The organism is Klebsiella sp. PL-2018 (assembly GCF_019048985.1).
Lineage (GTDB): Bacteria > Pseudomonadota > Gammaproteobacteria > Enterobacterales > Enterobacteriaceae > Klebsiella > Klebsiella michiganensis.
Genome location: NZ_CP077673.1, coordinates 4231622 through 4256290, shown reverse-complemented (window position 1 = coordinate 4256290; position 24669 = coordinate 4231622). Strand labels below are relative to the sequence as shown.

Below are 24669 nucleotides of genomic sequence, written 5' to 3'. Positions count from 1 at the left end.
TATTAAAAAGAACCCGTGAACTTACTCGAGTTCAGCCATCAGTTTTACCAGATGCTCAACTGCTTTTTGCTCGTCTTCGCCTTCGGCAGAGAGAGTGACAACGGTACCCTGGGTCAGGCCCAGAGTCTGCAGTTTGAACAGGCTTTTGGCGCTGGCGCTTTTGCCGTTGGAGGTTACAGTGATCTCAGAAGTGAAGCCTTTTGCTTCTTTAACAAACTGAGCAGCAGGGCGGGTGTGCAGACCGTTCGGAGCGGTAATAGTAACTTCTTGCTGGAACATTATATTTCCCCAACTTATAGGTTTAGTGTTGTGGACCTAAAGTTTAGCCTAACGGCCAAACTTTAGCCTGTATCGTTAGCGCCGGCATCACGTATCCGGCTCCGGCACCATCAGCGGAAAATCGCTGTGGAAACCTTCAGGCCGTTAACGTCTACCACGTCATTAAACATTATGCCGCTAAAGGAAGACTTGAACCAAATCATAAAATCGATTCAGCTTATGGAAATCCAAATCGGAATAATTTCGCGCATCGAAATAAATGTGCTGGTTAAATACCAGACCCAACGAAGTGAATCAATGCCAGGAGGGGTAAAAGTTTGATGTGCGCCACAAAAAAGCACCTGAAAAGGTGCTTTTTTACACGATATTAACAAGCTGGCATTACTGTTGCAGTTCTTTCTCGGTGAAGAGATCGGCAAACAATGCGGTGCTTAAATAGCGCTCACCTGAAGAGGGTAGGATAACCACAATATTCTTGTTGGTAAAGGCTTCATCCTCCTGCAGCTTCAGCGCAGCGGCAACGGCAGCGCCGGAAGAGATGCCGGCCAGAATGCCTTCCTCTTCCATCAGGCGACGGGTCCTCTTCCATCAGGCGACGGGCGGTGGAAATGGCTTCATCATTGGTAATAGCCACTACTTTATCCACCAGCTTCAAATCCAGGTTGCCTGGGATAAAGCCTGCGCCAATACCCTGGATTTTGTGCGGGCCTGGCTTCAGCTCTTCGCCTGCCAGCGCCTGGGCGATAACCGGGGAGTCGGTAGGTTCAACGGCAACGGTAATCAGATCTTTTTTACCTTTGGTGCCTTGATATAGCGGCTCACGCCGGTCAGCGTACCGCCAGTACCGACGCCGGAGATGAAGACGTCGATTTGACCATCGGTATCTTCCCAGATTTCCGGGCCGGTGGTTTTTCATGAATTTCCGGGTTGGCCGGGTTGCTGAACTGCTGGAGCAGGAGGAATTTTTCCGGGTCGCTGGCGACAATTTCTTCGGCTTTCTGGATGGCGCCTTTCATCCCCTTGGCGCCTTCGGTCAGCACCAGGTTAGCGCCCAGGGCCTTCAGCAGCTTGCGGCGTTCGATGCTCATGGTCTCCGGCATCGTCAGCGTCAGTTTATAACCGCGCGCCGCAGCCACGTACGCCAGCGCGATACCGGTATTACCGCTGGTCGGTTCCACCAGCTCAACGCCGGGCTTCAGCACGCCGCGTTTTTCGGCATCCCAAATCATATTGGCACCGATACGGCATTTTACGCTAAAGCTCGGGTTACGAGATTCTACCTTTGCCAGGATGCGTCCGTTACCGATGCGGTTCAGTCGTACCAGCGGCGTATGGCCGATAGTCAGGGAGTTATCTTCAAAAATCTTACTCATGGCCCGTCCTTAACTGTATGAAATTTGGGAGTACGGCTTCAGCATACCCGCTTAAAGAATATGCGGAAGTAAGGATTTAGCATATCTATATTCAGAAGAGAAATAATGGCAAGCCAGAAGTAATAAGGAGCGGCATAAGCCGCTCCGAAAGCGATAGCGCTACTTCCACATGGCGTGTTTGTCACGGTAGCAATCGACCCACATCGCCGTCGCGCCGCAAATCGCGACGGGCAGGATGACCAGGTTTAGCACCGGGATCATGGTAAACAGGCTGGTCAGGGGCGCCAAAACTGGCATATTGGTCACTTTGCGCGTGCGCAGCGCCTGACGCATCGTTTTAAACGGCACCTTATGGTTATCAAAAGGGTAATCGCAGTACTGAATCGCCAGCATCCAGGCGCTGAACAGGAACCACAGCACGGGGGCGACGGTCTGGCCGATACCGGGGATAAAGTAGAGAAGCAAAAGGACGATGGCCCGCGGCAGGTACCAGGCAAACTTCTGCCACTCGCGCTTCATGATGCGCGGAACATCTTTCAGGATGCCGAAAACCCCGACATCCGGCGGCGTCGCGCCCGTCAGGCGCGCTTCAAGCTGCTCGGCCAGCAGGCCGCTAAAGGGCGCGGCAATCCAGTTGGCGATTGTCGAGAAGAAGTAGCCGAAGACAAGCAGAATAGAAATGACCACCATGGGCCACAGCAGATAGTTAAGCCATTGCAGCCATTCAGGAACATGGCTCATCAACGAAGGGATCCAGCTGTCCAGACGCGTGAACAGCCACCAGAATGCGCCGCCCATCAGAATAATGTTGACGAGTAAAGGGAGGAATACGTATCGACGGATCCCCGGCAGCCCGATCAGCTTCCAACCCTGCGAAAAATAGTAGACGCCACTACGCGGGGTCGTTACGGATGATGAAACCATAGTCAGGTAATGCTCCTTTTTTGACATCCAGGCTGAATGCCGGGCTATTTTATCGGGTTAGCAGACAATAACCAGTTAGGAAATGTTCGAAAAAACAGCAAAAAGCACGATTTAGTTCATCTTTATGTAGTGAAAGCCCCCGACGCACTTGCACTTGATGTAATCGGCAAATACTCTTAGTGAGTAAATGTTTGCCGTGGTGGCAAGGTGTTAGAACAACAGAGAATATAATGATGCAGGATTTGCGTCTGATATTAATCATTGTTGGCGCGATCGCCATAATCGCTTTACTGGTGCACGGTTTCTGGACCAGCCGTAAAGAACGCTCCTCGATGTTTCGCGATCGCCCACTGAAACGTATGAAGTCTCGCGACGATGAAGCGTCGGAAGGCGACGACTTTGATGACGATGTTGAAGGCGTTGGTGAAGTCCGGGTTCATCGGACCAGTCATGCGCCGAATGGCGTTCATGGGGAGCATGAAGCACCTCGTCAGCCGCAGCACCAGTATCAGCCTCCTTATGAGCGTCAGGCGCAACAGCCACCTGTGCGCCCGGAAGAGCCTGTCCGTGCACCGCAGCCGCCGCAACATCAGCCCGTTCACGCCCAGGCCCCGGTCCAGCAGCCGCAGCGCGCCGTGCCGCCTCAGCAGCCGGTACAGCCGCAGCCCGTTCCGCATGTGCAGCAACCCGTTCAGCATGCGCAGCAGCCCGTTCAGCATGTGCAGCAGCCGGTTCAACAACCTGCCGCCGCTCCAGAGCCGCAGCCGGCGCCGGAACCTCAGGCCCCTGAGCCGCAGCAGGCCGCGCCGCAGCCTAAAGAGCGTAAGGAGACGGTCATCGTGATGAACGTCGCTGCGCATCACGGTTCGCAGCTCAACGGCGAGCTACTCATCAATAGCATCCAGCAGGCGGGCTTCAAATTTGGCGATATGAATATCTTCCATCGCCACCTCAGCCCGGACGGCAGCGGTCAGGTGCTCTTCAGTCTGGCCAATATGGTTAAGCCTGGCACCTTCAATCCTGACAGCATGGCGGATATGATGACGCCCGGGGTGACTATCTTTATGCAGGTTCCGTCCTTTGGCGATGAACTGCAAAACTTTAAGCTGATGCTGCAGTCCGCGCAGTACATTGCCGATGAAGTCGGCGGCGTAGTGCTGGATGACCAGCGTCGTATGATGACGCCGCAAAAATTGCGTGAATATCAAGACCGAATTCGTGAAGTGAAAGAGGCTAACGCCTGATTCATCTTCTTGCGTTTCATCTACTTATCCTGAACCCCCGCCCGTCGGGGGTTTTTTATCATTGATGGTGTGATATGGAATCGAACGAACAAAAACTGACTGAACTGCGAACCACGCTTCGCCATCATGAATATCTCTACCACGTCATGGATACGCCGGAAATCCCTGATGCGGAATACGATCGGTTAATGCGCGAACTGCGCGAGCTGGAAGCTCAGTACCCTGAGCTGATCACCCCGGACTCGCCCACCCAGCGCGTCGGTGCCGCACCGTTAGCCTCTTTTAGCCAGATTCGCCATGAAGTCCCGATGCTGTCGCTGGACAACGTTTTTGATGAGGAGAGCTTCCTCGCGTTCAACAAGCGGGTACAGGATCGCCTGAAAAATACCGATAACCTGACTTACTGCTGCGAGCTCAAGCTGGATGGCCTGGCTGTCAGTATCCTGTATGAAAACGGCCTGCTGGTGCAGGCGGCGACCCGCGGCGATGGAACGACCGGCGAAGATATTACCTCCAACGTGCGTACCATTCGCGCGATTCCCCTGAAGCTACGCGGTGACAATATTCCGCAGCGGCTTGAGGTGCGCGGAGAGGTGTTCCTGCCGCAGGCAGGGTTTGAAAAAATTAATGAAGAGGCGCGGCGAACCGGAGGTAAAGTCTTTGCTAACCCGCGTAACGCGGCGGCGGGGTCTTTACGCCAGCTCGATCCGCGAATTACCGCGAAGCGTCCACTCACTTTCTTTTGCTACGGCGTGGGCGTGCTGGAAGGCGGCGAGCTGCCTGCCAGCCACTCGGCGCGCTTGCAGCAGTTTAAGTCCTGGGGGCTGCCGGTCAGCGAGCGTGTAAAGCTCTGCCATACGCCAGAGGAAGTGCTTACTTACTATCGCCAGGTTGAAGAGGATCGGCCGAAGCTGGGGTTTGATATCGACGGCGTGGTCATCAAGGTCGATTCGCTGGCGCTGCAGGAACAGCTTGGCTTCGTAGCCCGCGCGCCGCGCTGGGCGGTGGCGTTTAAGTTTCCGGCGCAGGAGCAGATGACTTTCGTGCGCGACGTTGAGTTTCAGGTCGGGCGCACTGGCGCCATCACGCCGGTTGCGCGTCTGGAGCCGGTACACGTCGCCGGGGTCCTGGTCAGCAACGCGACGCTGCATAATGCTGATGAAATCGAGCGTCTGGGACTGCGTATCGGCGATAAGGTGGTCATTCGCCGCGCCGGCGATGTTATCCCTCAGGTCGTGAACGTCGTGCTCTCAGAACGCCCGGAGGAGACGCGTGAGATCGTGTTCCCCACCCATTGTCCGGTATGTCATTCCGACGTTGAACGCGTGGAAGGCGAAGTGGTGACGCGCTGTACCGGCGGTCTGATCTGCGGCGCCCAGCGTAAAGAAGCGCTCAAGCATTTTGTCTCCCGTCGCGCCCTGGACGTTGACGGTATGGGCGATAAAATCATCGATCAGCTGGTTGAAAAAGAGTACGTGCATACGCCGGCCGATCTCTTCCAACTGACGCCGGGTAAACTCACCGGGCTCGATCGCATGGGGCCCAAATCAGCGCAGAACGTGGTGGATGCCCTGGAGAAGTCCAAAGAGACCACCTTTGCCCGTTTCCTTTATGCGCTGGGGATCCGCGAAGTCGGTGAGGCGACGGCAGCCGGTTTAGCGGCCCACTTTGGCACCATTGAGGCGCTGGAGCAGGCTTCAATTGACGATCTGCAAAAAGTGCCCGATGTCGGGATTGTGGTTGCCACGCACGTGCGTAATTTCTTTGCCGAAGAGAGCAACCGCGAAGTGATTGCTCAGCTGCGTAAAGAAGGCGTCCGCTGGCCGGCGCCGGTCGTGGTCAATGCGGAAGAGATTGATAGCCCCTTTGCCGGCAAAACGGTGGTTCTGACCGGTAGCCTGAGTCAGCTCTCCCGTGACGATGCGAAAGCCCGGCTGGTTGCGCTGGGGGCGAAGGTGGCGGGCAGCGTGTCGAAGAAGACCGACCTTGTCATCGCCGGGGAGGCGGCGGGCTCTAAGCTTGCCAAAGCGCAGGAGCTGGGAATTGCGGTGATCGATGAAGACGAAATGCTGCGTCTGCTCGGAGAGTCGCGTGGATAAAGATCAGCTTATTGAGATTGCCAACACGGAAATGCCGTTTGGTAAATACAAAGGGCGGCGCTTAATCGATGTGCCGGAAGAGTATTTGCTGTGGTTTGCCCGTAAGGATCAATTTCCCGCCGGGCATCTTGGCGAGCTGATGGCATTAACGCTATTGATTAAAACGGAGGGGCTGACCAGCCTGGTCGAGCCCCTTAAGCGCCCGCGTTAGGCTTCGGAGGCGCGGCTTTTCTCCTGCGCCTGTAACGCTTCGGCCTGGCGCTTATAGCGCCGCGCCAGCACCGCACAGACCATAAGCTGAATCTGATGGAAGATCATCAGCGGCAGAACCATTATCCCCAGGATAGAGGTCGGGAAGAGAATGTTGGCCATCGGAATGCCGTTCGCCAGGCTCTTTTTCGACCCGCAAAAGACAATCGTAATTTCATCCGCTTTATTGAACCCGCACCTGCGCGCCACAAAGACGTTAATCGCAATCACAATCGCCAGCAGCACCATGCTGACAATAACGATAAACAGCAGCGAACCGACGCCGACTTTGTGCCAGATACCGTTAACAACCGCCTCGCTGAACGCCGAATAGACCACCAGCAGGATGGAGGTCTGGTCGGTTTTCGAGATCCACTTTTTATGTTTTGCCACCCAGTTGCCAATCCACGGACGAGAGAGATGTCCCAGCACAAACGGCAGCAGCAGCTGCAGCATGATTTTGCCAACCTGCTCCAGACTCCCCCCCGCACCGTGCAGGTTCATCAACAGGCCGACCAGCAGTGGCGAAATGAAGATCCCCAGCAGGCTTGAGGCCGAAGCCGAGCATACCGCAGCCGCCACGTTGCCGCCCGCCAGAGAGGTAAACGCAATGGCTGACTGGACGGTGGCGGGAAGAATGCAAAGATAAATAAATCCGGTATAGAGCGCCGGATCGACGTTAACGGGCGCCCACCAGGCGAACAGCACGCCAAGTACGGGAAAAACGATAAACGTGCTGCACATGACCCAGAGATGTAAACGCCAGTGGCTGCCCCCGGCAACGATCGCCTCACGGGAGAGCTTGGCGCCGTGCATAAAGAAAAGCAGCGCGATGGCGGCGGTGGTTAAATGTTCAAAGAAGGGGACAAATCCGCCGCGCGCAGGAAAAAAGGAGGCCAGCAGGACGACGGTGACTAATGTCAGGGTGAATGGATCAAGAATGCGGAAAAATTTCATAAACGCTCCTGAAAATCGATGTCGCTATTGTGCTTTCTTTAGTTTGAGAAATAAAATCGATTTATTGCATCTATTCATGAAAAAAAGAGATGAATTATTCGCTACGTCAGTTGAAGGTTTTTGTGACCGTTGCTCGCGTCAAAAGCTTTAGCCGGGCAGGGGAGAGTATTGGCCTGAGTCAGTCAGCGGTAAGCCACAGCGTGAAAGAGCTGGAACATCAGACCGGCGTACGCCTGCTTGACCGAACGACGCGCGAAGTGGTGCTCACGGAAGCCGGACAGCAGCTGGCGGCCCGGCTTGAGCGCCTGCTGGATGAGTTAAACGGCACGTTGCGTGAGGCCGGGCGCGTCGGGCAGCAGCTTATGGGAACCGTGCGGGTGGCGGCCAGCCAGACCATTTCCGCCCATCTGATCCCGCAGTGCATCGCCTACAGCAACCGTCGCTATCCGGAGATACATTTCGTTTTGCACGATCGCCCCCAGCAGTGGGTGCTGGAGAGCATCCGTCAGGGAGAAGTTGATTTTGGCATTGTTATCGACCCTGGCGCCGCGACCGATTTGCAGTGTGAGGCGGTTCTCGCTGAACCTTTCCTGCTGCTTTGCCGTTGCGATCACCCTTTCGCTAAAAGGGATGCGGTGAGCTGGCATGCGCTGCATGACCAGCGGCTGGTTTTGCAGGATTATGCTTCGGGTAGCCGGCCGCTGATTGACGCCGCGCTCGCGGGATTCGCCGTTACCGCAAATATCGTGCAGGAAATCGGTCATCCGGCCACGCTATTCCCAATGGTTGAGTCGGGGATAGGCATCAGCATCCTACCTGCGTTAGCGCTGCCGCTCCCTCAGGGAAGTCATCTGCAGGTGAAGCGGCTCACCCCGGTGGTGGAACGCCAGCTGATGCTGGCGCGGCGTAAAAACCGCTCGCTATCGACAGCCGCAGAGGCGCTGTGGGAGGTGGTGCGGCAGCAAGCTGGCCAGCTGACCGCCTTACGCGAAAACGACCCCTTGTATCAGAAATGAAATCAATAGCTTTTTAATATCAAACGTCCGGGAAAACTGTATTGGTAATCGATTGCGTAGCATCGTTATAACAGCATGGTAGCCAATCACTTTATCGATCTTTCAGTTTTTAAGGACAGCTTATGAGCGACACGCTTTTCTCACAGAATCCCTGGTATAGCGCCGATATTATTCGCGGATATAAGCCGGATTTTACGCCGCGGGTGGCCTTTATCCTGGGGTCGGGTCTCGGGGCGCTGGCGGAACAAATTGAAGATGCGGTGGCGATATCTTACGAAAAGCTGCCCGGCTTTCCGGTGAGTACCGTGCATGGCCATGCCGGCGAACTGGTGCTTGGAAATCTGGCCGGCGTACCCGTTGCCTGCATGAAAGGGCGTGGGCACTTCTATGAAGGTCGGGGCATGACGGTGATGACTGATGCCATCCGGACGCTAAAGCTGCTGGGGTGTGAACTGCTGTTTTGTACTAACGCGGCCGGTTCTTTACGTCCGGAAGTGGGACCGGGAAGTCTGGTGGCGCTCAGCGATCATATTAACACGATGCCGGGTACGCCAATGGTGGGCCTGAATGATGAGCGCTTCGGCGAACGCTTCTTCTCCCTGGCCAACGCCTATGACGCGGATTACCGCGCCGTTCTGCAGCGCGTAGCGGAGGAGGAGGGGTTTCCGCTGACTGAAGGTGTATTTGTCTCTTATCCCGGGCCGAATTTTGAAACGGCGGCGGAGATTCGCATGATGCAGATTATCGGCGGCGATGTGGTGGGGATGTCCGTCGTGCCGGAAGTCATCGCTGCCCGCCATTGCGAGCTGAAAGTGGTGGCCGTCTCAGCCATTACCAATCTGGCTGAGGGCCTCGGCGATGTGAAACTATCTCACGCGCAAACCCTGGCAGCGGCCGAACTCTCCCGGCAGAACTTTATTAACCTGATCTGCGGCTTCTTACGCAAACTGGCCTGAAAAAATAATAAATATTGACCCCGCTTGCGGGGTCTTACTTTAATGGCAAGGAACGGAAAAATGGGTATCGCCTCTCGCTTAAAACTCATGTCGTTTTTGCAATATTTTATCTGGGGTAGCTGGCTGGTCACCCTGGGTTCTTACATGATAAACACACTGCATTTCACCGGGGCAAATGTCGGCATTGTCTATAGTTCCAAAGGGCTGGCGGCCATTATCATGCCCGCCATTATGGGGATCGTTGCCGATAAATGGCTACGTGCAGAACGGGCCTATATGCTCTGCCACCTGGTCTGCGCGGGCGTGCTTCTTTATGCAACGACCGTCACCGATCCGGAGACGATGTTCTGGGTAATGCTGATTAACGCGATGGCCTATATGCCGACTATCTCGTTGTCTAATAGCATCTCCTATTCATGTCTGGCACAGTCCGGCCAGGATCCGGCGACCGCGTTTCCTCCTGTTCGCGTATTTGGCACTCTTGGTTTTATTGTCGCCATGTGGACGGTTAGCCTGATGGGGCTGGAGCTGAGCAGCGCGCAGCTGTATATCGCCTCTGCCGCGTCGTTATTACTGGCGATTTATGCGCTTACGCTACCGAAAATTGCTGTGACCGAGAAGAAACCTGGCGCCACATTGGCCGCGAGGCTGGGACTGGATGCATTCGTATTGTTTAAAAATCCGCGGATGGCCATTTTCTTTTTCTTCGCGATGATGCTCGGGGCGGTACTGCAAATAACCAACGTCTTCGGTAACCCCTTTCTGCATGATTTCGCCCGCAACCCGGCGTTTGCCGACAGCTTTGTCGTACGCTATCCCTCTATTTTGCTTTCGGTTTCGCAGATGGCGGAAGTCGCCTTTATTCTCACCATTCCATTCTTTCTGAAACGCTTTGGCATTAAAACGGTCATGCTGATGAGTATGCTGGCGTGGACGCTGCGCTTTGGCTTTTTTGCCTTTGGCGATCCGTCTCCGTTCGGTTTTGTTCTGCTGCTGATGTCGATGATCGTTTACGGCTGCGCATTCGACTTTTTTAATATTTCAGGATCGGTGTTCGTAGAGCAAGAGGCGGGGGCGCATATTCGCGCCAGCGCGCAGGGGTTGTTTATGACCATGGTGAACGGTGTTGGCGCATGGGTAGGTTCGGTTCTCAGCGGCATGGCCGTGGATTACTTCTCTGTTGATGGCGTAAAAGAGTGGCAGACCATCTGGCTGGTGTTCGCGGCCTATTCATTGCTGCTGGCGGTTATTTTTGCCGCGTTCTTCAAATATAAACATGAACCTGAGAAGTTAATGAAAAAAGCGCTGACGCATTAATCCTCTTCCGCGGCGGGCACATGTTCCGCCGTTTCATTTTTTCTGATGCAGTGTGGTAACTTTGCGCATTATCTTTATGCCTCAGGAGCGCATGACCCATGGAACGCACGCATCGTATCGATCTGAAGTTATTGCGCTATTTTCTGGCTGTTGCCGAAGAGCTGCATTTTGGTCGTGCGGCGGCCCGTCTGAACATGTCGCAACCTCCGCTCAGCATTCACATTAAAGACCTGGAGCAGCAGCTTGGCACGCTGCTGTTTGTTCGCCACTCCCGCAGCGTAGCGTTGACCCACGCAGGAAAAATCCTGATGGAGGAGTCGCGTCGTCTGCTTTCCAGCGCGAATCAGGCGCTGGCGCGCGTGGAACAGATTGGGCGGGGTGAGGCGGGACGGGTAGAGCTGGGCGTGATAGGTACGGCTATGTGGGGAAAAATGCGTCCGGTGATGCGGCGTTTTTTGAAAGAGAACCCTAACGTAGAGGTGCTTTTTCGCGAGAACATGCCCGCCATGCAGATGGCGATGCTGGAACGACGCGAGCTGGACGCTGGCGTCTGGCGGATGGCGACAGCGCCTTCTCCTGGATTTACCAGCCTGCGCTTGCACGAATCCTCTTTTCTGGTGGCCATGCCGGAAGAGCATCCGCTTGCCGCGCGTAAGGCGATCCCGCTTGCGGCGTTGCGTAACGAATATTTTGTCACCATGCCTTCAATACATACCGACTGGACGTTTTTGCAGCGCGTGTGCCAGAGCGCCGGATTCTCGCCGATGATTATCCGTGAAGTGATGGAGCCGCAAACGGTTCTGGCGATGGTCAGTATGGGGATAGGTATTACGCTCATCGCTGATAGCTATGCGCAAATGACGTGGCCGGGGGTGGTGTTTCGTCCGCTGGAAGAACGCATACCGGCAGATTTGTATATCGTCTATGACCAACAGCAGGCGACGCCCGCGCTGGAGAAGCTGATTGCGGCGCTGGTGAATTGATGGTCAGTGGCGGATAGCAAGATGAAAGCCTGTTCCGGCTTTGTAAGCGCAGATAGCAAAAAAGCGCCTTTTAGGGCGCTTTTTTACATTGGTGGGTCGTGCAGGATTCGAACCTGCGACCAATTGATTAAAAGTCAACTGCTCTACCAACTGAGCTAACGACCCGAAGTGGTGGGTGATGACGGGATCGAACCGCCGACCCCCTCCTTGTAAGGGAGGTGCTCTCCCAGCTGAGCTAATCACCCACTTCGGTACTTCATTTTACGGCAAGAAATCCAGCTGGCGAGAAAGTGGTGGGTGATGACGGGATCGAACCGCCGACCCCCTCCTTGTAAGGGAGGTGCTCTCCCAGCTGAGCTAATCACCCACTTCTCAATTTCTTGCTACACGGCGGAGACTACGTAAAGTAGTTGGTGGGTGATGACGGGTTCGAACCGCCGACCCCCTCCTTGTAAGGGAGGTGCTCTCCCAGCTGAGCTAATCACCCCCGCTGTGTGGAGTCGCATTATAGGGAGAGTTGAAAATGAGTCAACGCCTTTTCTAAATAATTTGTTTGTTCGTCGTAAAATTAAACAAAACGATCGCAATGTCATCCGTGGCGCATGATTTATAAACAAAAAGGGGAAAGCGTGACGTTGAAACGGTAACAACATTGAGGAATCAGCCCACGGTGTTAGAATATTCCTCCATAAAATCCAACGAACACTGCCGCGTGTCGGCACCTTTATCAAACGTAAGGCCACTTCATGAAAATCAAAACTCGCTTCGCGCCCAGCCCGACAGGCTATCTGCACGTTGGCGGCGCGCGTACTGCTCTCTATTCCTGGCTTTTTGCACGTAATCACGGCGGTGAGTTTGTGCTGCGTATTGAAGATACCGATCTTGAGCGCTCCACGCCGGAGGCCATTGAAGCCATTATGGATGGTATGAACTGGCTGAGCCTGGAATGGGACGAGGGTCCGTACTTCCAGACCAAGCGTTTTGATCGCTACAACGCCGTTATTGATGAAATGCTGACAGCGGGCACGGCCTATAAATGCTATTGCTCTAAAGAGCGTCTGGAAGCGCTGCGTGAAGAGCAAATGGCAAAAGGCGAGAAGCCCCGCTACGACGGTCGCTGCCGCCATGGCCACGAACATCATGCTGATGACGAACCTTGCGTCGTCCGTTTTGCCAACCCGGAAGAGGGTTCCGTTGTTTTTGACGACCAGATCCGCGGTCCGATCGAATTCAGCAACCAGGAGCTGGACGATCTGATTATCCGCCGTACCGATGGTTCTCCAACCTACAACTTCTGCGTCGTGGTTGACGACTGGGATATGGAAATCACCCACGTTATTCGCGGCGAAGACCATATCAACAATACCCCGCGCCAGATTAACATCCTGAAAGCGCTGAATGCGCCGGTGCCGGTTTACGCCCACGTCTCGATGATTAACGGCGACGATGGTAAGAAACTGTCCAAGCGCCACGGTGCGGTCAGCGTTATGCAGTATCGCGACGACGGCTATCTGCCGGAAGCGCTGCTGAACTATCTGGTGCGTCTGGGATGGTCCAGCGGCGACCAGGAGATTTTCTCTCGCGAAGAGATGATTAAACTGTTCAGCCTGGGGGCGGTGAGCAAATCGGCGAGCGCGTTCAATACGGAAAAGCTGCAGTGGCTGAACCACCACTATATCAACTCGCTGGCCCCGGAGTACGTGGCAACGCATTTACAGTGGCACATTGAGCAGGAAAATATCGACACCCGTAACGGCCCGCAGCTGGCTGAGCTGGTGAAGCTGCTGGGCGAGCGCTGCAAAACCCTTAAAGAGATGGCGGCGAGCTGCCGCTATTTCTATGAAGATTTTGCCGAGTTTGATGCCGATGCGGCGAAAAAACATCTGCGTCCTGTTGCTCGTCAGCCGCTGGAAGTGGTGCGCGACAAATTAGCCGCCATCAGCGACTGGACGGCGGAAAACGTCCATTATGCGATTCAGGCGACGGCCGATGAGCTGGAAGTGGGGATGGGAAAAGTGGGAATGCCGCTGCGCGTCGCGGTGACCGGTGCGGGTCAGTCTCCGGCGCTTGATGTGACCGTCCATGCGATCGGTAAATCACGTAGCGTAGAACGTATCAACAAGGCGCTGGCCTTTATTGCTGAGCGCGAAAGCCAGCAATCCTGATCCTGATACAGCGATTGTTAAACGGCGGGGATAGCGAACCCCGCCGTTTTTTTTGCCCGTTACTTCGCATCAGTAATGCCAAGCCGGGACAGAAACCCGCTGATCCCCTCGCGCGCAAGAAAATCCCGCAGGTGCAGCTGCTCAGTTGGGGTCATCAGGTGCATGGTCTCGACAATCTGGCGCCAGACTGTGTCCGCATCGTTCACAAAGTATTTGACGGGCGGTTCCGCCAGCTGGTTATCCATGGTCAGATGCCGTAGCGCCGGGATATTTGCCAGGAAATCGATCACCGACCTGTCGATGACGATAAGACGAGCGCGTCCGCCTTTGACTCCGGGGATCGGTTCCGTCCGCCATTTTTGTTCTCTGGCCCAGCGGTTTATGGTTTGCCGGGCGAGGTTAAGGCACTCGGCGAGCTCCGCTGGGGTCATTTTATCTTTAAGTTTCATCATGCTTTCACCGATCGCGAATACCGAGTCGGTTGAGTAACCCGGTGATCCCTTCACGCAGCAGCAGCGACATCAGCAGCTTTTGCTCTCCCGGCGTCATCTCTTTACACAGGGTAAGCAGCAGAGATTCGAGATCGTTATCCGTTGCGGAATAGGGGACAGGGTTTTCGGCCACGCGCTGCGCGCTGCGAATAAACTCGCGAACCTGCTCATTAACATGTACGAGGCGCGCTTTACCGCCCTGTACGCCGGGGCGCGGGGACGTTTGCCATCCCTCTTTACGTACCCATTTGTTAATCGTTTGCCGACTGAAGCCAGTCAGATGCGCTATTTCTTCAGGTGTCATTCGTTCCTTGAGCATACTATTTCCTGAGTAAATATGTGGGAATTAGTTGCACATGTTATAGCATCCTTTTAAAGGAAAGAGTGACATGTTTAACTTCTGGCTGCGATAAGGCTCGCAATGTCAGCCGTTTGCCTGCTTTTTCAGCGATCAAATTGCCGGGATTGATTTTGCCGTTGACACCTGGCGAAGGAATTCATATTATGCCGCCCGTCAACACGACACGCTTTACGTTACGGGGCTATAGCTCAGCTGGGAGAGCGCTTGCATGGCATGCAAGAGGTCAGCGGTTCGATCCCGCTTAGCTCCACCAACACCTGCACCCATCAGGTTTGGTTCGTAAAGAGGTCCTGTGGGGCTATAGCTCAGCTGGGAGAGCGCTTGCATGGCATGCAAGAGGTCAGCGGTTCGATCCCGCTTAGCTCCACCAAATTCGGAACCCTCGCTACGGCGGGGGTTTTTTGTTTGTCTGGCGGAGGAAATGTAAAGCATTCTTTGAATAAGTCAGCAAACCTCTGCGTTAAGTAATTTCAGATTTTTTCACTATTTAAAATCTTGCCTGCCTTTATTAAGCAACATAATATCTGTTGCCTGAATATATTTATTGCAGCCGGAGTTTTAATTAACAATAATGCTTGATCATCTTAACATTAAGATCAAAAAAACTCTGCTGGCGCTCCTGGTCTGCTTTATCGCAATTCCGCTGTCCCGATTTATTTCCCCACAAACCATTATTGACGGAAATCAAATTTATCTGGCATGGCTACCGCTGAGCTTAATGTATTCCGTACTTTTTATTTTTGGCCGCTACGCCGTTGCGCCATTGATTATCGCGTTTGCGATCACTAATGCCTGGATAATCGATCTGACGCTAACCCAGGCGCTGATCCTGCTATTTTGCCAGATCTTCTCAGTTTTCCTGTCCTGCGCGATTGTTCGCTTTCAGCTTGGAAGGCGCTGGCGCGCTGGGCTGACGGCAAAACATATGGGCGCGAGGATTTTTTGGGGCGGCTTTTTTGCACCGCTCCTTTTGAAGGTCACCATGTATCTGGCGGGGCGTTTTTTTGCTTTTCCGTTGGCAATATCCAGCTATTTCGGCAGTATGTCGGTTATTTACACCATTATCGATATACAAAGCCTGATTAGCGCCGCATTAATTTTCACGACATTCTTTTATTATCCGTTGCGGATGATTATCAGTCCACGTTATGCACGAGCATTCTGGCGTAATCTTTGCCACTCATGGCGGGCGGGCGAGCAGCGGGTATTTACGTTGTATTGGTTTGTGGCCCTGGCGGCAATATTACTGGTGCTGTGTACGCCTTATGATTCTGTTTTTATTGCCGGTTATTTAGTCCCGCTTATTTTCATTTTATACTTCATTGGTATTAGCCGCTTGGGGCATACGCTGATTCGCATTTCATGGTCCGTTTCAGCCTTTTTACTCGTGGCGTATAACCAGAATTTTTTACACGGCGTACAAACTGAATATTCACTGTCGTTTGTTCTTTCGGTACTCATTTGTTTCACTATCTGCCTGTTTTATATGGCGGATATCTACGCTCGCAGTGAAAGAATGAAGTTCAGGTGGCGGGATCAGGCGGAAGAAGATCCGCTAACCGGTTTACCGAATCTGCGCGCGCTGGAGAGTCACCTGCAGCGGAATCCTGCTGTGGCCATCAGCAGCCTGCGCATTCAGAATCTGGACTTCCTGAGCCGCCATTATGGCATGATGATGAGAGTGGAGAGCAAACGGCAGATAGCCCGGAAGCTACAGCCGCTATTAGCTCCCGGCGAGCGAATATTTCAGCTCCCCGGCAGCGAGCTACTGCTGGTACTGAAGGGGCCGGAGCCAGAGGCGCGGTTAAGTCATATTGTTTCCACGCTTAACCATAAAAAGTTTAGCTGGAATAACCAGGCGTTAGATCTGGAATTTGGCGCATCGTGGGGCGGCTACCGCGGCATAGAATCTGAGCTTCACCCGATGCTTGGTCAGCTTAGCTGGTTATCGGAGCAGGCCGGCGCGGCGCGGCGCGTATTACCGCTGGACGCGGCGCAAGAGCAGATTTCCGATCAAACGAGCGAACAGGTACGGCTGCTGGCGAAGATTAAGCAGGCGCTTAACGAACGTGGGCTGGTGCTGTACGCCCAGCCTATCCGGGACGCCTCCGGAGAGGGGTATTACGAGATACTGAGTCGTATGCGCTGCGGTAATACCATCATTACGCCCGATCGGTTTATCCCGCTGATTGCGCAGTTTAACCTGAGCCAGCGTTTTGATATGCAGGTGCTGGATACGCTGTTTAGTTCGCTCAATCACCATCATGGTCAGCATTTCTCCGTCAACCTTCTGCCCTATACGCTGATGCAAAAGGATAGCGCGGCGCAAATCATCGCGCTGTTTAAACGCTATAACCTGTCGGCGGAGGCGATAACGATTGAAGTTACCGAAGAGCAGGCGTTTTCCGATGTCGAGACCAGCATGCATAACATCCAGCTGCTGCGAGATTTCGGTTGCGGTATAGCGATTGATGACTTTGGTACCGGCTACGCAAACTACGAGCGTCTGAAAAGCCTGCGGGCCGATATCCTGAAAATTGACGGCTGCTTCGTGCGTGATATCGAGACCGATCCGCTGGACGCCATTATGGTCAAATCCATTATTGAAATGGCTAAGGTTAAGAAGATGAAAGTGGTGGCGGAATACGTTGAAACGCCGGAGCAGCGGGAAAAGCTTCTCGAGTTAGGCGTCGATTATCTCCAGGGGTATCTGGTTGGTAAGCCGCTGCCGTTGAGCGAACTGCGGGCATGAAAAAGCCGGGACTTGCCCGGCTTTCGCGATAACGCTGACGAATTACAGTACCAGCGCGGCGATAGACGCAGAGAGCACGCTCACCAGCGTAGAACCGTACACCAGCTTCAGGCCGAAGCGGGAAACCACGTTACCTTGCTCTTCGTTCAGGCCTTTAATCGCGCCGGCGATGATACCGATAGAAGAGAAGTTGGCGAAGGAGACCAGGAAGATAGAGATGATGCCTTCCGCACGCGGAGAGAGCGTGGCGGCAACTTTCTGCAGATCCATCATGGCGACGAATTCGTTAGAAACCAGCTTGGTGGCCATAATACTTCCTACCTGCAGCGCTTCACCTGCCGGTACGCCCATCACCCACGCAACCGGATAGAAGATGTAGCCGAGGATCCCCTGGAAGGAGATGCTATAGCCGAACCAGCCGGTGACGGTGGCGAACAGGGCGTTCAGCGCGGAAATCAGCGCGATAAAACCAATCAGCATGGCGGCCACGATAATCGCCACTTTAAAGCCCGCCAGGATGTATTCACCCAGCATCTCGAAGAAGCTCTGCCCTTCATGCAGGTTAGACATCTGCAGATTTTCTTCGCTTTCGTCAACGCGATACGGGTTAATCAGCGACAGCACGATAAAGGTGCTGAACATGTTCAGTACCAGCGCCGCAACTACATATTTCGGCTGCAGCATGGTCATGTACGCGCCCACGATAGACATGGATACCGTAGACATCGCGGTCGCCGCCATGGTGTACATGCGGTTGCGGGACATCTTGCCAAGAATATCTTTATAGGCGATGAAGTTTTCGGACTGGCCCAGAATCAGCGAGCTGACAGCGTTAAAGGATTCCAGCTTGCCCATGCCGTTGATTTTGGACAGCACGGTACCAATCGCGCGAATGACGATAGGCAGAATACGAATATGCTGCAAAATACCAATCAGCGCAGAAATAAAGACGATCGGGCACAAAACCTTCAGGAAGAAGAACGCCAGGCCTTTGTCGTTCATGTTGCCGAAGACGAAGTTTGTCCCTTCGTTGGCGAAACCGAGAAGTTTTTCAAACATCTCGGAGAAGCCCTTCACAAAACCCAGACCAATGTCAGAGTTCAGGAAGAACCAGGCCAGCAGCACTTCAATGACAAGCAGCTGAACGACATAACGAATACGAATCTGCTTACGGTTGTGGCTGACCAACAGGGCCAGAATGGCCACCACTACGATCGCGAGAATAAAGTGCAGGACGCGGTCCATATTTGCTCCAAATATGAGGCAGGTTAAATTTCTGTGCACATTCTATGTAACAAGCGCAAAGAAAACGAGAGCCAGCACACACTATTGCAAGGATATGTGACTAATGGCAAAAATAGTGATCAACCATGCATTTTTGTTATGTTACGTAAAGGTTTTAAAAGTTGCTCAGTTGTACTATTCTGGTGATTAATTAAAAGCGTTTATCAGTTCCCCGGTTTTCCGTTGCCAACCCGCTATCGTTCTCCCCTATCACAGCAATCATTATCATCGCTCCAAATGAACTTGATAATCATTCGCATTTTGATAGCATGAAACATAGCAAAGGCTATATTTCCAGAGGCAGAAAATGACCAACAGTCGCGTTGAGAATAGCAGCGGTCGCGCAGCGCGCAAGATTAAGCTCGCCCTGATGGGGCCGGCGTTCATTGCTGCCATTGGCTATATCGATCCGGGTAACTTCGCCACCAACATTCAGGCCGGCGCCAGCTTTGGCTACCAGCTGCTGTGGGTGGTGGTATGGGCTAACCTGATGGCGATGCTGATTCAGGTGATGTCGGCGAAGCTGGGCATCGCCACCGGTAAAAATCTGGCGGAGCAAATTCGCGACCACTACCCGCGTCCTGTGGTGTGGTTCTACTGGGTGCAGGCCGAAATTATCGCTATGGCGACCGATCTTGCCGAGTTTATTGGCGCGGCTATCGGATTTAAGCTGGTGCTCGGCGTGTCATTGCTTCAGGGCGCTGTATTGACCGGAATTGCGACGTTCCTGATTCTGATGCTGCAGCGTCGCGGTCAAAAGCCGCTGGAAAAAGTGATAGGCGGGCTGCTGCTGTTTGTCGCCGCAGCGTATGTCGTTGAGCTTATCTTCTCCCAGCCCGCGCTGGCACCCCTGGCGAAAGGGATGATCGTGCCTTCACTGCCGACCAGCGAAGCGGTGTTTCTTGCCGCCGGGGTATTGGGGGCGACCATCATGCCGCATGTTATCTACTTACACTCATCGCTCACTCAGCACCTGCACGGGGGGACGCGCAAAGAGCGCTATAACGCCACGCGCTGGGATGTCGCCATTGCCATGACCATCGCGGGTTTTGTTAACCTGGCCATGATGGCGACCGCCGCCGCCGCCTTCCACTTTAACGGCCACACCGGGATTGCCGACCTCGATCAGGCCTATCTGACGCTGGAGCCCTTACTGAGCCACGCGGCAGCTACCATCTTTGGTCTGAGCCTGATAGCGGCGGGTTTATCCTCCACGGTTGTGGGAACCCTGGCAGGGCAGGTGGTAATGCAGGGCTTTATCCGCTTTCATATCCCGCTGTGGTTTCGCCGGGCGATCACCATGCTGCCGTCGTTTATCGTCATTTTAATGGGGCTGGATCCCACGCGTATTCTGGTGATGAGCCAGGTATTGCTGAGCTTTGGTATCGCCCTCGCGCTGGTGCCGCTGCTGATATTCACCAGCGATTCCCGGTTAATGGGCGACCTGGTCAATTCCCGGTGGGTAAAACTGCTGGGGTGGGGGATAGTTGCGGTCGTTGTGCTGCTTAACGGCTGGCTGATTATTGGAACGATATTCAGTTAAGCGTGACGATGAAAAAGGGAGCCGAATGGCTCCCTTTTGCGATTAATGATGCCCGTGGCCATGTCCGCGTCCGCCGCCTGGCCCACGCCCCCAGCCGCCGCGTCGGTCATCGCGATCTTTCCAGCCTTCGCGATAGCCGCGTTCGTAGGCTATACCTTTATCCCAGCCGCGATGCCAGCCGTTGTCGTGACGACGCCAGCGGTTATCGCGCCACTCATAGTGTCGACGCCAGTAATCACGGTCGCGCCAGCCGCCACCGTCCCAGTAGTTACCGTAATTGTCGCGATCGCCAATTTGTAATTTTATTGATGGCAACAGGGTGATTTCACCAGCGTTAGCGACCAATGGCGCTGAAGCCAGAAGCACTGCAGCCAAAATCAGTGACCTGAACATACTCTTCTCCTTCACGATCGGGGCCGTTGTCGGCCTGTTAACCTGATATTACGGGGCGGTAAAGCCCCGCCGCATCGGAGGAACTCCTAAATCGCAAGTGAGAGCACTTTTTGCTAAAGTAACAATGAATTTACACCGCAAGGATCGCGTCAATGGTGGCCCGTTCTTCGGCGCTGAAATGGCGGTTTCCCAGCATGCCAACCGCATCGTCGAGCTGCGAAGTTTTACTGGCGCCAATCAGTACCGACGTCACTTTCTCATCGCGCAGTACCCAGGCCAGCGCCATCTGTGAGAGCTTTTGCCCGCGGGATTCGGCCAGCGTATTCAGCTGACTAATCTTTTCCAGCTTGCTTTCAGTAAGCTGCTCCGGTTGCAGGAACCGGCTGCCGCTGGCGGCGCGGGAGTCCGCCGGGATACCGTGCAGGTAACGGTTGGTGAGCTGGCCGCCTGCAAGCGGTGAAAACGCTATACTTCCCACCCCCGCGCTCTGTAGGAAATCGAGTAATCCCTCCTCGACCCAGCGTTCAAACATCGAATATTTGGGCTGATGAATCAGACACGGCGTGCCGAGATCGTTAAGGATATTGACGGCTTCCCGGGCCTGTTCGAGCGGATAATTCGATAATCCGACGTAGAGCGCTTTCCCCTGGCGGACGATGTGGTCCAGCGCGCCCATGGTTTCCCGTAGCGGCGTTTCGAGATCGGGGCGGTGATGGTAGAAGATGTCGACATAGTCGAGACCCATTCGCTTAAGGCTCTGGTCGAGGCTGGCAATCAGGTACTTGCGCGATCCCCAGTCGCCATAGGGGCCGTCCCACATGGTGTAACCGGCTTTACTGGAGATAATCAGTTCATCGCGATAGGGCAAAAAATCCTCTTTCAGGATGCGGCCAAAATGACTCTCCGCCGAACCCGGCGGTGGCCCATAGTTGTTGGCTAAATCAAAATGAGTCATGCCGAGATCGAATGCGTGACGCAGAAGCTGGCGGCTGGTTTCCACCCGCGTTTCGTCGCCAAAATTGTGCCAAAGCCCAAGAGAAATCGCCGGTAGCTTTAGTCCGCTATGACCGCAGCGGCGGTACTCCATCGTTTGATATCGCGTGGCGTTTGCCTGGTAAACCAAACTTCCTCCGCAGATAAAACAGGGTTGTGTATACGTTTACACTAAAGAATGTTTGCCGCGGAGTACACACCCTGAAGGCGTAAATTTTGCTTTCCACCGCCATTGTTGAGCGCAATCTGGACAGCGCACCTGCTTATTCAATACTCAACTTACCTGCACGAGAGGAGAGTAAGGATATGCAACCGACTTATACCATTGGCGATTATCTGCTGGATCGTCTCGTAGATTGCGGCATAGACCGCTTGTTTGGCGTACCGGGTGATTACAATTTACAGTTTCTCGACAGCGTTATCGCGCAGCAGAGCTTAGGGTGGGTAGGCTGTGCTAACGAGCTAAACGCCGCCTATGCCGCCGATGGCTATGCGCGCATTAAGGGCGCGGGCGCGCTGTTGACCACCTATGGCGTCGGTGAACTGAGCGCGCTCAACGGCGTTGCCGGGAGCTACGCTGAGCATGTACCGGTCCTGCATATCGTCGGCGCTCCCTGTACCGGCGCACAGCAGCGCGGCGAGCTGCTGCACCATACGCTTGGCGACGGTGATTTCAGCCACTTTTCGCGTATGAGTGAACATATTACCTGCTCTCAGGCGGTGCTGGCGGCGGGAAATGCCTGCCATGAAATAGACCGGGTACTGAGTGAAATGCTGACCCAGCATCGCCCCGGTTATCTCATGCTGCCGGCCGATGTGGCCAAAGCAAAGGCCACCCCGCCAGCTCACCGCTTGCTTATTCACACGCTGCCCGCCGACGAGAACCAGCTGGCCGGGTTCCGCGAGCACGCCGAGCGGATGCTCAGAAGCAGCCGTCGCGTATCGCTGCTGGCGGATTTCCTCGCCCAGCGCTATGGACTACAAAACGCTCTGCGAGAGTGGGTGGCGAAGGTGCCGGTTGCTTACGCCACAATGCTGATGGGCAAAGGGCTTTTTGATGAGCAGCAGCCTGGGTTCGTCGGGACTTACAGCGGGATAGCCAGCGCAGAGGATACCCGCGATGCCATTGAAAACGCGGATACCATTATCTGCGTCGGCACGCGTTTTACCGATACCATTACCGCCGGTTTCACCCAACACCTTACGCAGGAAAAAACGATAGAAGTCCAGCCCTTCGCCGTTCGGGTTGGCGATCGCTGGTTTAGCCGGGTACCGATGGAAAAGGCGCTGGATGTCTTGATCGAACTCACTGCCAGCCTGGCGGCAGAATGGCATGCGCCAAATGTTCAGGCGCCGGGCGTCAGCGGCGCGCCAGAGGGGAGCCTGACGCAGAAAAATTTCTGGAGTACGGTGCAGAAACAGCTGCGCCCGGGAGATATTATCCTTGCCGATCAGGGGACGGCCGCTTTTGGCGCCGCCGCGCTTAAGCTGCCCGCTGACGCAACGCTGATTGTCCAGCCGCTATGGGGATCGATAGGCTTTACCCTTCCGGCAGCCTACGGGGCGCTAATCGCGGCAGCGGACAGAAGGGTGGTGCTGATTGTTGGCGATGGCGCTGCGCAGTTAACTATTCAGGAGCTGGGGTCGATGCTCAGAGATAAGCAGCGCCCGCTGATCCTGTTGCTCAATAACGAAGGCTATACGGTCGAGCGCGCGATTCACGGCCCCGAGCAGCGCTATAACGATATTGCGCTCTGGGACTGGAATCGCCTGCCTGACGCTTTTGCGCCGGATGTCCCTTCCCGATGCTGGCGAGTGACGCGCACCCACGAACTGCAGGAAGCGATGAATAGCAGCGTCGCCTCAGACAGGCTGACGCTGGTGGAGGTGATGCTGCCAAAAATGGATATTCCCGACTTTCTGCGCACGGTCACTCAGGCGCTGGAAGAGAGAAACAGCCGGGTTTAATCTCCACGCTTCCTGGCAATCATCAAGGGTTTACCGGCCAGCAGCAGCCAGGCCGGAAGCATGACGATACACAGCAGCGGAAGCAGCGTGGAATCGGGCACCACGACCGCTGCCATAAACAGGCTCAACCAGCCATCACGCGTCACTACCAGCGTCAGTCCGAGGATGGCGCAGGAAACGGTGATGGCTGCCGGCACGGCATCCACGTGCGCGTGAAGCATCAGGCCTAGCGCGACGCCGACGAACACCGCCGGAAAAATTCGACCGCCGCGAAAACCACAGGCGGCCGCCAGCACCAGCGCCGCCAGTTTCACCAAAGCAATAAGCATGTAATCGCTGGCGGTTAAGGTCTGGCTGAAGGCTAATTGCTGCATTTCATCCAGGCCTTTAAACAGCGTGATATGCCCGCCGACGACGCCCAGGATCCCCAATAAAAATCCGCCAATACCGAGGGTTAAGATCGGATTTTTCAGCCGCTGCATCAGCGCGTGCAGGCGCGGTAGGCACCAAACGCCAACCATGCCGACGGCAATAGCAATCAGCGTCACGATAGCCCCGCTAAAGATATCGACAAGCTGCCACCGCTCGTAGTGCGCAATAGGTAACGAAAAGTTAGGATGGAAAAACAGCCCGGTGGTCAGAGAGCCCGCCGCCGCGGCAAGTAAGGGAGCGAAGAGTCGGTCCCAAAGCGGGACATCGTTACTGCTGTTCAGCGTTTGCGAAAAGATCAGCGCCGCGGCAACAGGTGTGCCAAATAGCGCCCCGATAGTGCCGGAGGACGCCAGGATCGTCCAGTCCAGCGCGCTGACTCGCGGGAAAAGGCGGGAGCCAAGCGCCACAGTGAGGGCGATATTAATCACCATGATAGGATGCTCCGGCCCGAGGCTAACGCCGCCCGCCAGGCCGACGATCAGCGCAGCGAGCAGGCCGGGCAGAGCGCCGGGACTCACCGGTGCGCCAATGAGTGACTCGGTGGCCGGATCGGGTCCGGCGTGACCAGGACTAAAACGCACGACCAGACCCACGGCGATGCCGGTGCCGGTGAGGATAGCTATCGTCCAGAAAGGGCCGCTGGCGTTCATGCCCAGCAATCCAGGCAGGCTACTCCAGAGAATATTCTGCAGCATGGCTGCCGTTTTCATCGCCACAATCAAGACCAGGCTGGCAGCAATACCAATCACGATTGCGGGTATTGATAACAACAGCATCGTTCTGGCGCGCGGGTGCAGCATGAAAATATCCTTCTGAAGGTTTCGACGCACTACTTTGCCCGGGGGCGTTAAGGTCGTTGGCGCAAATGGTGCTGAAACGATAAAGTAAAG

Annotated in this window: 20 protein-coding genes, 6 tRNA genes and 1 pseudogene; 13 read left to right on the top strand and 14 right to left on the bottom strand. The window is 54.7% G+C overall.

The annotated features are described in order from the left end of the window. Positions 1-21 precede the first annotated feature (21 nt). The 3 genes and pseudogenes from ptsH to cysZ form a co-directional block, all read right to left on the bottom strand. A complete protein-coding gene (gene ptsH / locus MKleb_RS19905; protein WP_002913505.1) occupies positions 22-279 on the bottom strand; it encodes a phosphocarrier protein Hpr in 258 nt (85 codons plus the stop codon). A 381-nt stretch (positions 280-660) separates the two neighbouring features. Beyond that, a pseudogene (cysK, locus tag MKleb_RS19900) lies at positions 661-1652 on the bottom strand (cysteine synthase A). 159 nt (positions 1653-1811) lie between these two features. Next, positions 1812-2576, bottom strand: coding sequence for a sulfate transporter CysZ (gene cysZ / locus MKleb_RS19895; protein WP_217076149.1), 765 nt, complete (start codon positions 2574-2576; stop codon positions 1812-1814). A 230-nt stretch (positions 2577-2806) separates the two neighbouring features. On the opposite strand from cysZ, the gene zipA reads away from it, so the two are divergent. The 3 genes from zipA (at position 2807) to MKleb_RS19880 (ending at position 6130) form a co-directional block, all read left to right on the top strand. Next, positions 2807-3820 carry a cell division protein ZipA gene (zipA, locus tag MKleb_RS19890; RefSeq protein WP_014230313.1) on the top strand — a complete coding sequence of 338 codons (1014 nt, stop codon included), beginning with the start codon at positions 2807-2809 and terminating at the stop codon, positions 3818-3820. Between the two features lie 74 nt (positions 3821-3894). Further along, entirely contained in the window at positions 3895-5919 is a 2025-nt protein-coding gene (gene ligA / locus MKleb_RS19885) for an NAD-dependent DNA ligase LigA (protein ID WP_014230312.1), read from the top strand. Next, positions 5912-6130, top strand: a complete 219-nt coding sequence (locus tag MKleb_RS19880; RefSeq protein WP_004123346.1) for a DUF3820 family protein — start codon at positions 5912-5914, stop codon at positions 6128-6130. Before ligA ends, MKleb_RS19880 begins: the two co-directional genes overlap by 8 nt. On the opposite strand, the gene MKleb_RS19875 is transcribed toward MKleb_RS19880, so the two are convergent. Beyond that, entirely contained in the window at positions 6127-7125 is a 999-nt protein-coding gene (locus MKleb_RS19875; RefSeq protein WP_004852990.1) for a bile acid:sodium symporter family protein, read from the bottom strand. The genes MKleb_RS19880 and MKleb_RS19875 overlap by 4 nt on opposite strands. An 89-nt stretch (positions 7126-7214) precedes the next feature. On the opposite strand from MKleb_RS19875, the gene MKleb_RS19870 reads away from it, so the two are divergent. From MKleb_RS19870 to MKleb_RS19855, 4 genes are all read left to right on the top strand, one after another. Beyond that, the gene (locus tag MKleb_RS19870) at positions 7215-8141 is read left to right on the top strand and encodes a LysR family transcriptional regulator (protein WP_025106639.1); all 927 of its coding nucleotides are present in this window, start codon (positions 7215-7217) and stop codon (positions 8139-8141) included. Between the two features lie 122 nt (positions 8142-8263). Continuing rightward, positions 8264-9097 carry a xanthosine phosphorylase gene (xapA, locus tag MKleb_RS19865; RefSeq protein ID WP_014230309.1) on the top strand — a complete coding sequence of 278 codons (834 nt, stop codon included), beginning with the start codon at positions 8264-8266 and terminating at the stop codon, positions 9095-9097. A 60-nt stretch (positions 9098-9157) separates the two neighbouring features. Beyond that, positions 9158-10414 carry a nucleoside permease gene (locus MKleb_RS19860; protein WP_025106640.1) on the top strand — a complete coding sequence of 419 codons (1257 nt, stop codon included), beginning with the start codon at positions 9158-9160 and terminating at the stop codon, positions 10412-10414. 98 nt (positions 10415-10512) lie between these two features. Continuing rightward, positions 10513-11397, top strand: coding sequence for a LysR family transcriptional regulator (locus MKleb_RS19855; protein WP_014230307.1), 885 nt, complete (start codon positions 10513-10515; stop codon positions 11395-11397). An 89-nt stretch (positions 11398-11486) separates the two neighbouring features. Here the strand turns inward: MKleb_RS19855 and MKleb_RS19850 are convergent. From MKleb_RS19850 to MKleb_RS19835, 4 genes are all read right to left on the bottom strand, one after another. Next, positions 11487-11562 (bottom strand) — tRNA-Lys (locus tag MKleb_RS19850). Between the two features lie 4 nt (positions 11563-11566). Beyond that, a tRNA-Val gene (locus MKleb_RS19845) sits at positions 11567-11642 on the bottom strand. 46 nt (positions 11643-11688) lie between these two features. Further along, a tRNA-Val gene (locus MKleb_RS19840) sits at positions 11689-11764 on the bottom strand. 44 nt (positions 11765-11808) lie between these two features. Continuing rightward, positions 11809-11884 (bottom strand) — tRNA-Val (locus tag MKleb_RS19835). Between the two features lie 259 nt (positions 11885-12143). Here MKleb_RS19835 and gltX point away from each other — a divergent pair. Beyond that, positions 12144-13562, top strand: coding sequence for a glutamate--tRNA ligase (gene gltX, locus MKleb_RS19830; protein WP_025106641.1), 1419 nt, complete (start codon positions 12144-12146; stop codon positions 13560-13562). A gap of 59 nt (positions 13563-13621) precedes the next feature. Here the strand turns inward: gltX and MKleb_RS19825 are convergent, their stop codons facing one another. After that, a complete protein-coding gene (locus MKleb_RS19825; RefSeq protein WP_014839155.1) occupies positions 13622-14014 on the bottom strand; it encodes a YfeC-like transcriptional regulator in 393 nt (130 codons plus the stop codon). 4 nt (positions 14015-14018) lie between these two features. Further along, positions 14019-14372, bottom strand: coding sequence for a YfeC-like transcriptional regulator (locus MKleb_RS19820; protein WP_004852968.1), 354 nt, complete (start codon positions 14370-14372; stop codon positions 14019-14021). A 219-nt stretch (positions 14373-14591) separates the two neighbouring features. Between MKleb_RS19820 and MKleb_RS19815 the strand changes: the two genes are divergently transcribed. From MKleb_RS19815 to MKleb_RS19805, 3 genes are all read left to right on the top strand, one after another. Further along, positions 14592-14667 (top strand) — tRNA-Ala (locus MKleb_RS19815). Between the two features lie 41 nt (positions 14668-14708). Next, positions 14709-14784 (top strand) — tRNA-Ala (locus MKleb_RS19810). A gap of 201 nt (positions 14785-14985) precedes the next feature. Then, a complete protein-coding gene (locus MKleb_RS19805) occupies positions 14986-17166 on the top strand; it encodes an EAL domain-containing protein (protein WP_217076148.1) in 2181 nt (726 codons plus the stop codon). Positions 17167-17208: 42 nt separating this feature from the next. On the opposite strand, the gene MKleb_RS19800 is transcribed toward MKleb_RS19805, so the two are convergent. After that, a complete protein-coding gene (locus tag MKleb_RS19800) occupies positions 17209-18411 on the bottom strand; it encodes a NupC/NupG family nucleoside CNT transporter (RefSeq protein ID WP_025106643.1) in 1203 nt (400 codons plus the stop codon). Between the two features lie 346 nt (positions 18412-18757). On the opposite strand from MKleb_RS19800, the gene MKleb_RS19795 reads away from it, so the two are divergent. After that, entirely contained in the window at positions 18758-19993 is a 1236-nt protein-coding gene (locus MKleb_RS19795; RefSeq protein WP_025106644.1) for an Nramp family divalent metal transporter, read from the top strand. Between the two features lie 42 nt (positions 19994-20035). On the opposite strand, the gene MKleb_RS19790 is transcribed toward MKleb_RS19795, so the two are convergent. Beyond that, positions 20036-20386, bottom strand: coding sequence for a DUF2502 domain-containing protein (locus MKleb_RS19790; protein ID WP_217076146.1), 351 nt, complete (start codon positions 20384-20386; stop codon positions 20036-20038). Between the two features lie 130 nt (positions 20387-20516). Next, positions 20517-21509: an L-glyceraldehyde 3-phosphate reductase gene (gene mgrA, locus MKleb_RS19785; protein ID WP_217076145.1), complete on the bottom strand. Its 993-nt coding sequence runs from the start codon at positions 21507-21509 to the stop codon at positions 20517-20519. Positions 21510-21685: 176 nt separating this feature from the next. Here mgrA and MKleb_RS19780 point away from each other — a divergent pair, with 176 nt between their 5' ends. Continuing rightward, complete coding sequence (locus MKleb_RS19780; protein WP_217076144.1) at positions 21686-23347, top strand: alpha-keto acid decarboxylase family protein; 1662 nt, start codon at positions 21686-21688, stop codon at positions 23345-23347. Here the strand turns inward: MKleb_RS19780 and MKleb_RS19775 are convergent. Continuing rightward, positions 23344-24579, bottom strand: a complete 1236-nt coding sequence (locus MKleb_RS19775) for an ion channel protein (protein WP_014230299.1) — start codon at positions 24577-24579, stop codon at positions 23344-23346. The two genes, MKleb_RS19780 and MKleb_RS19775, sit on opposite strands and share 4 nt — an antisense overlap. Positions 24580-24669 lie beyond the last annotated feature (90 nt).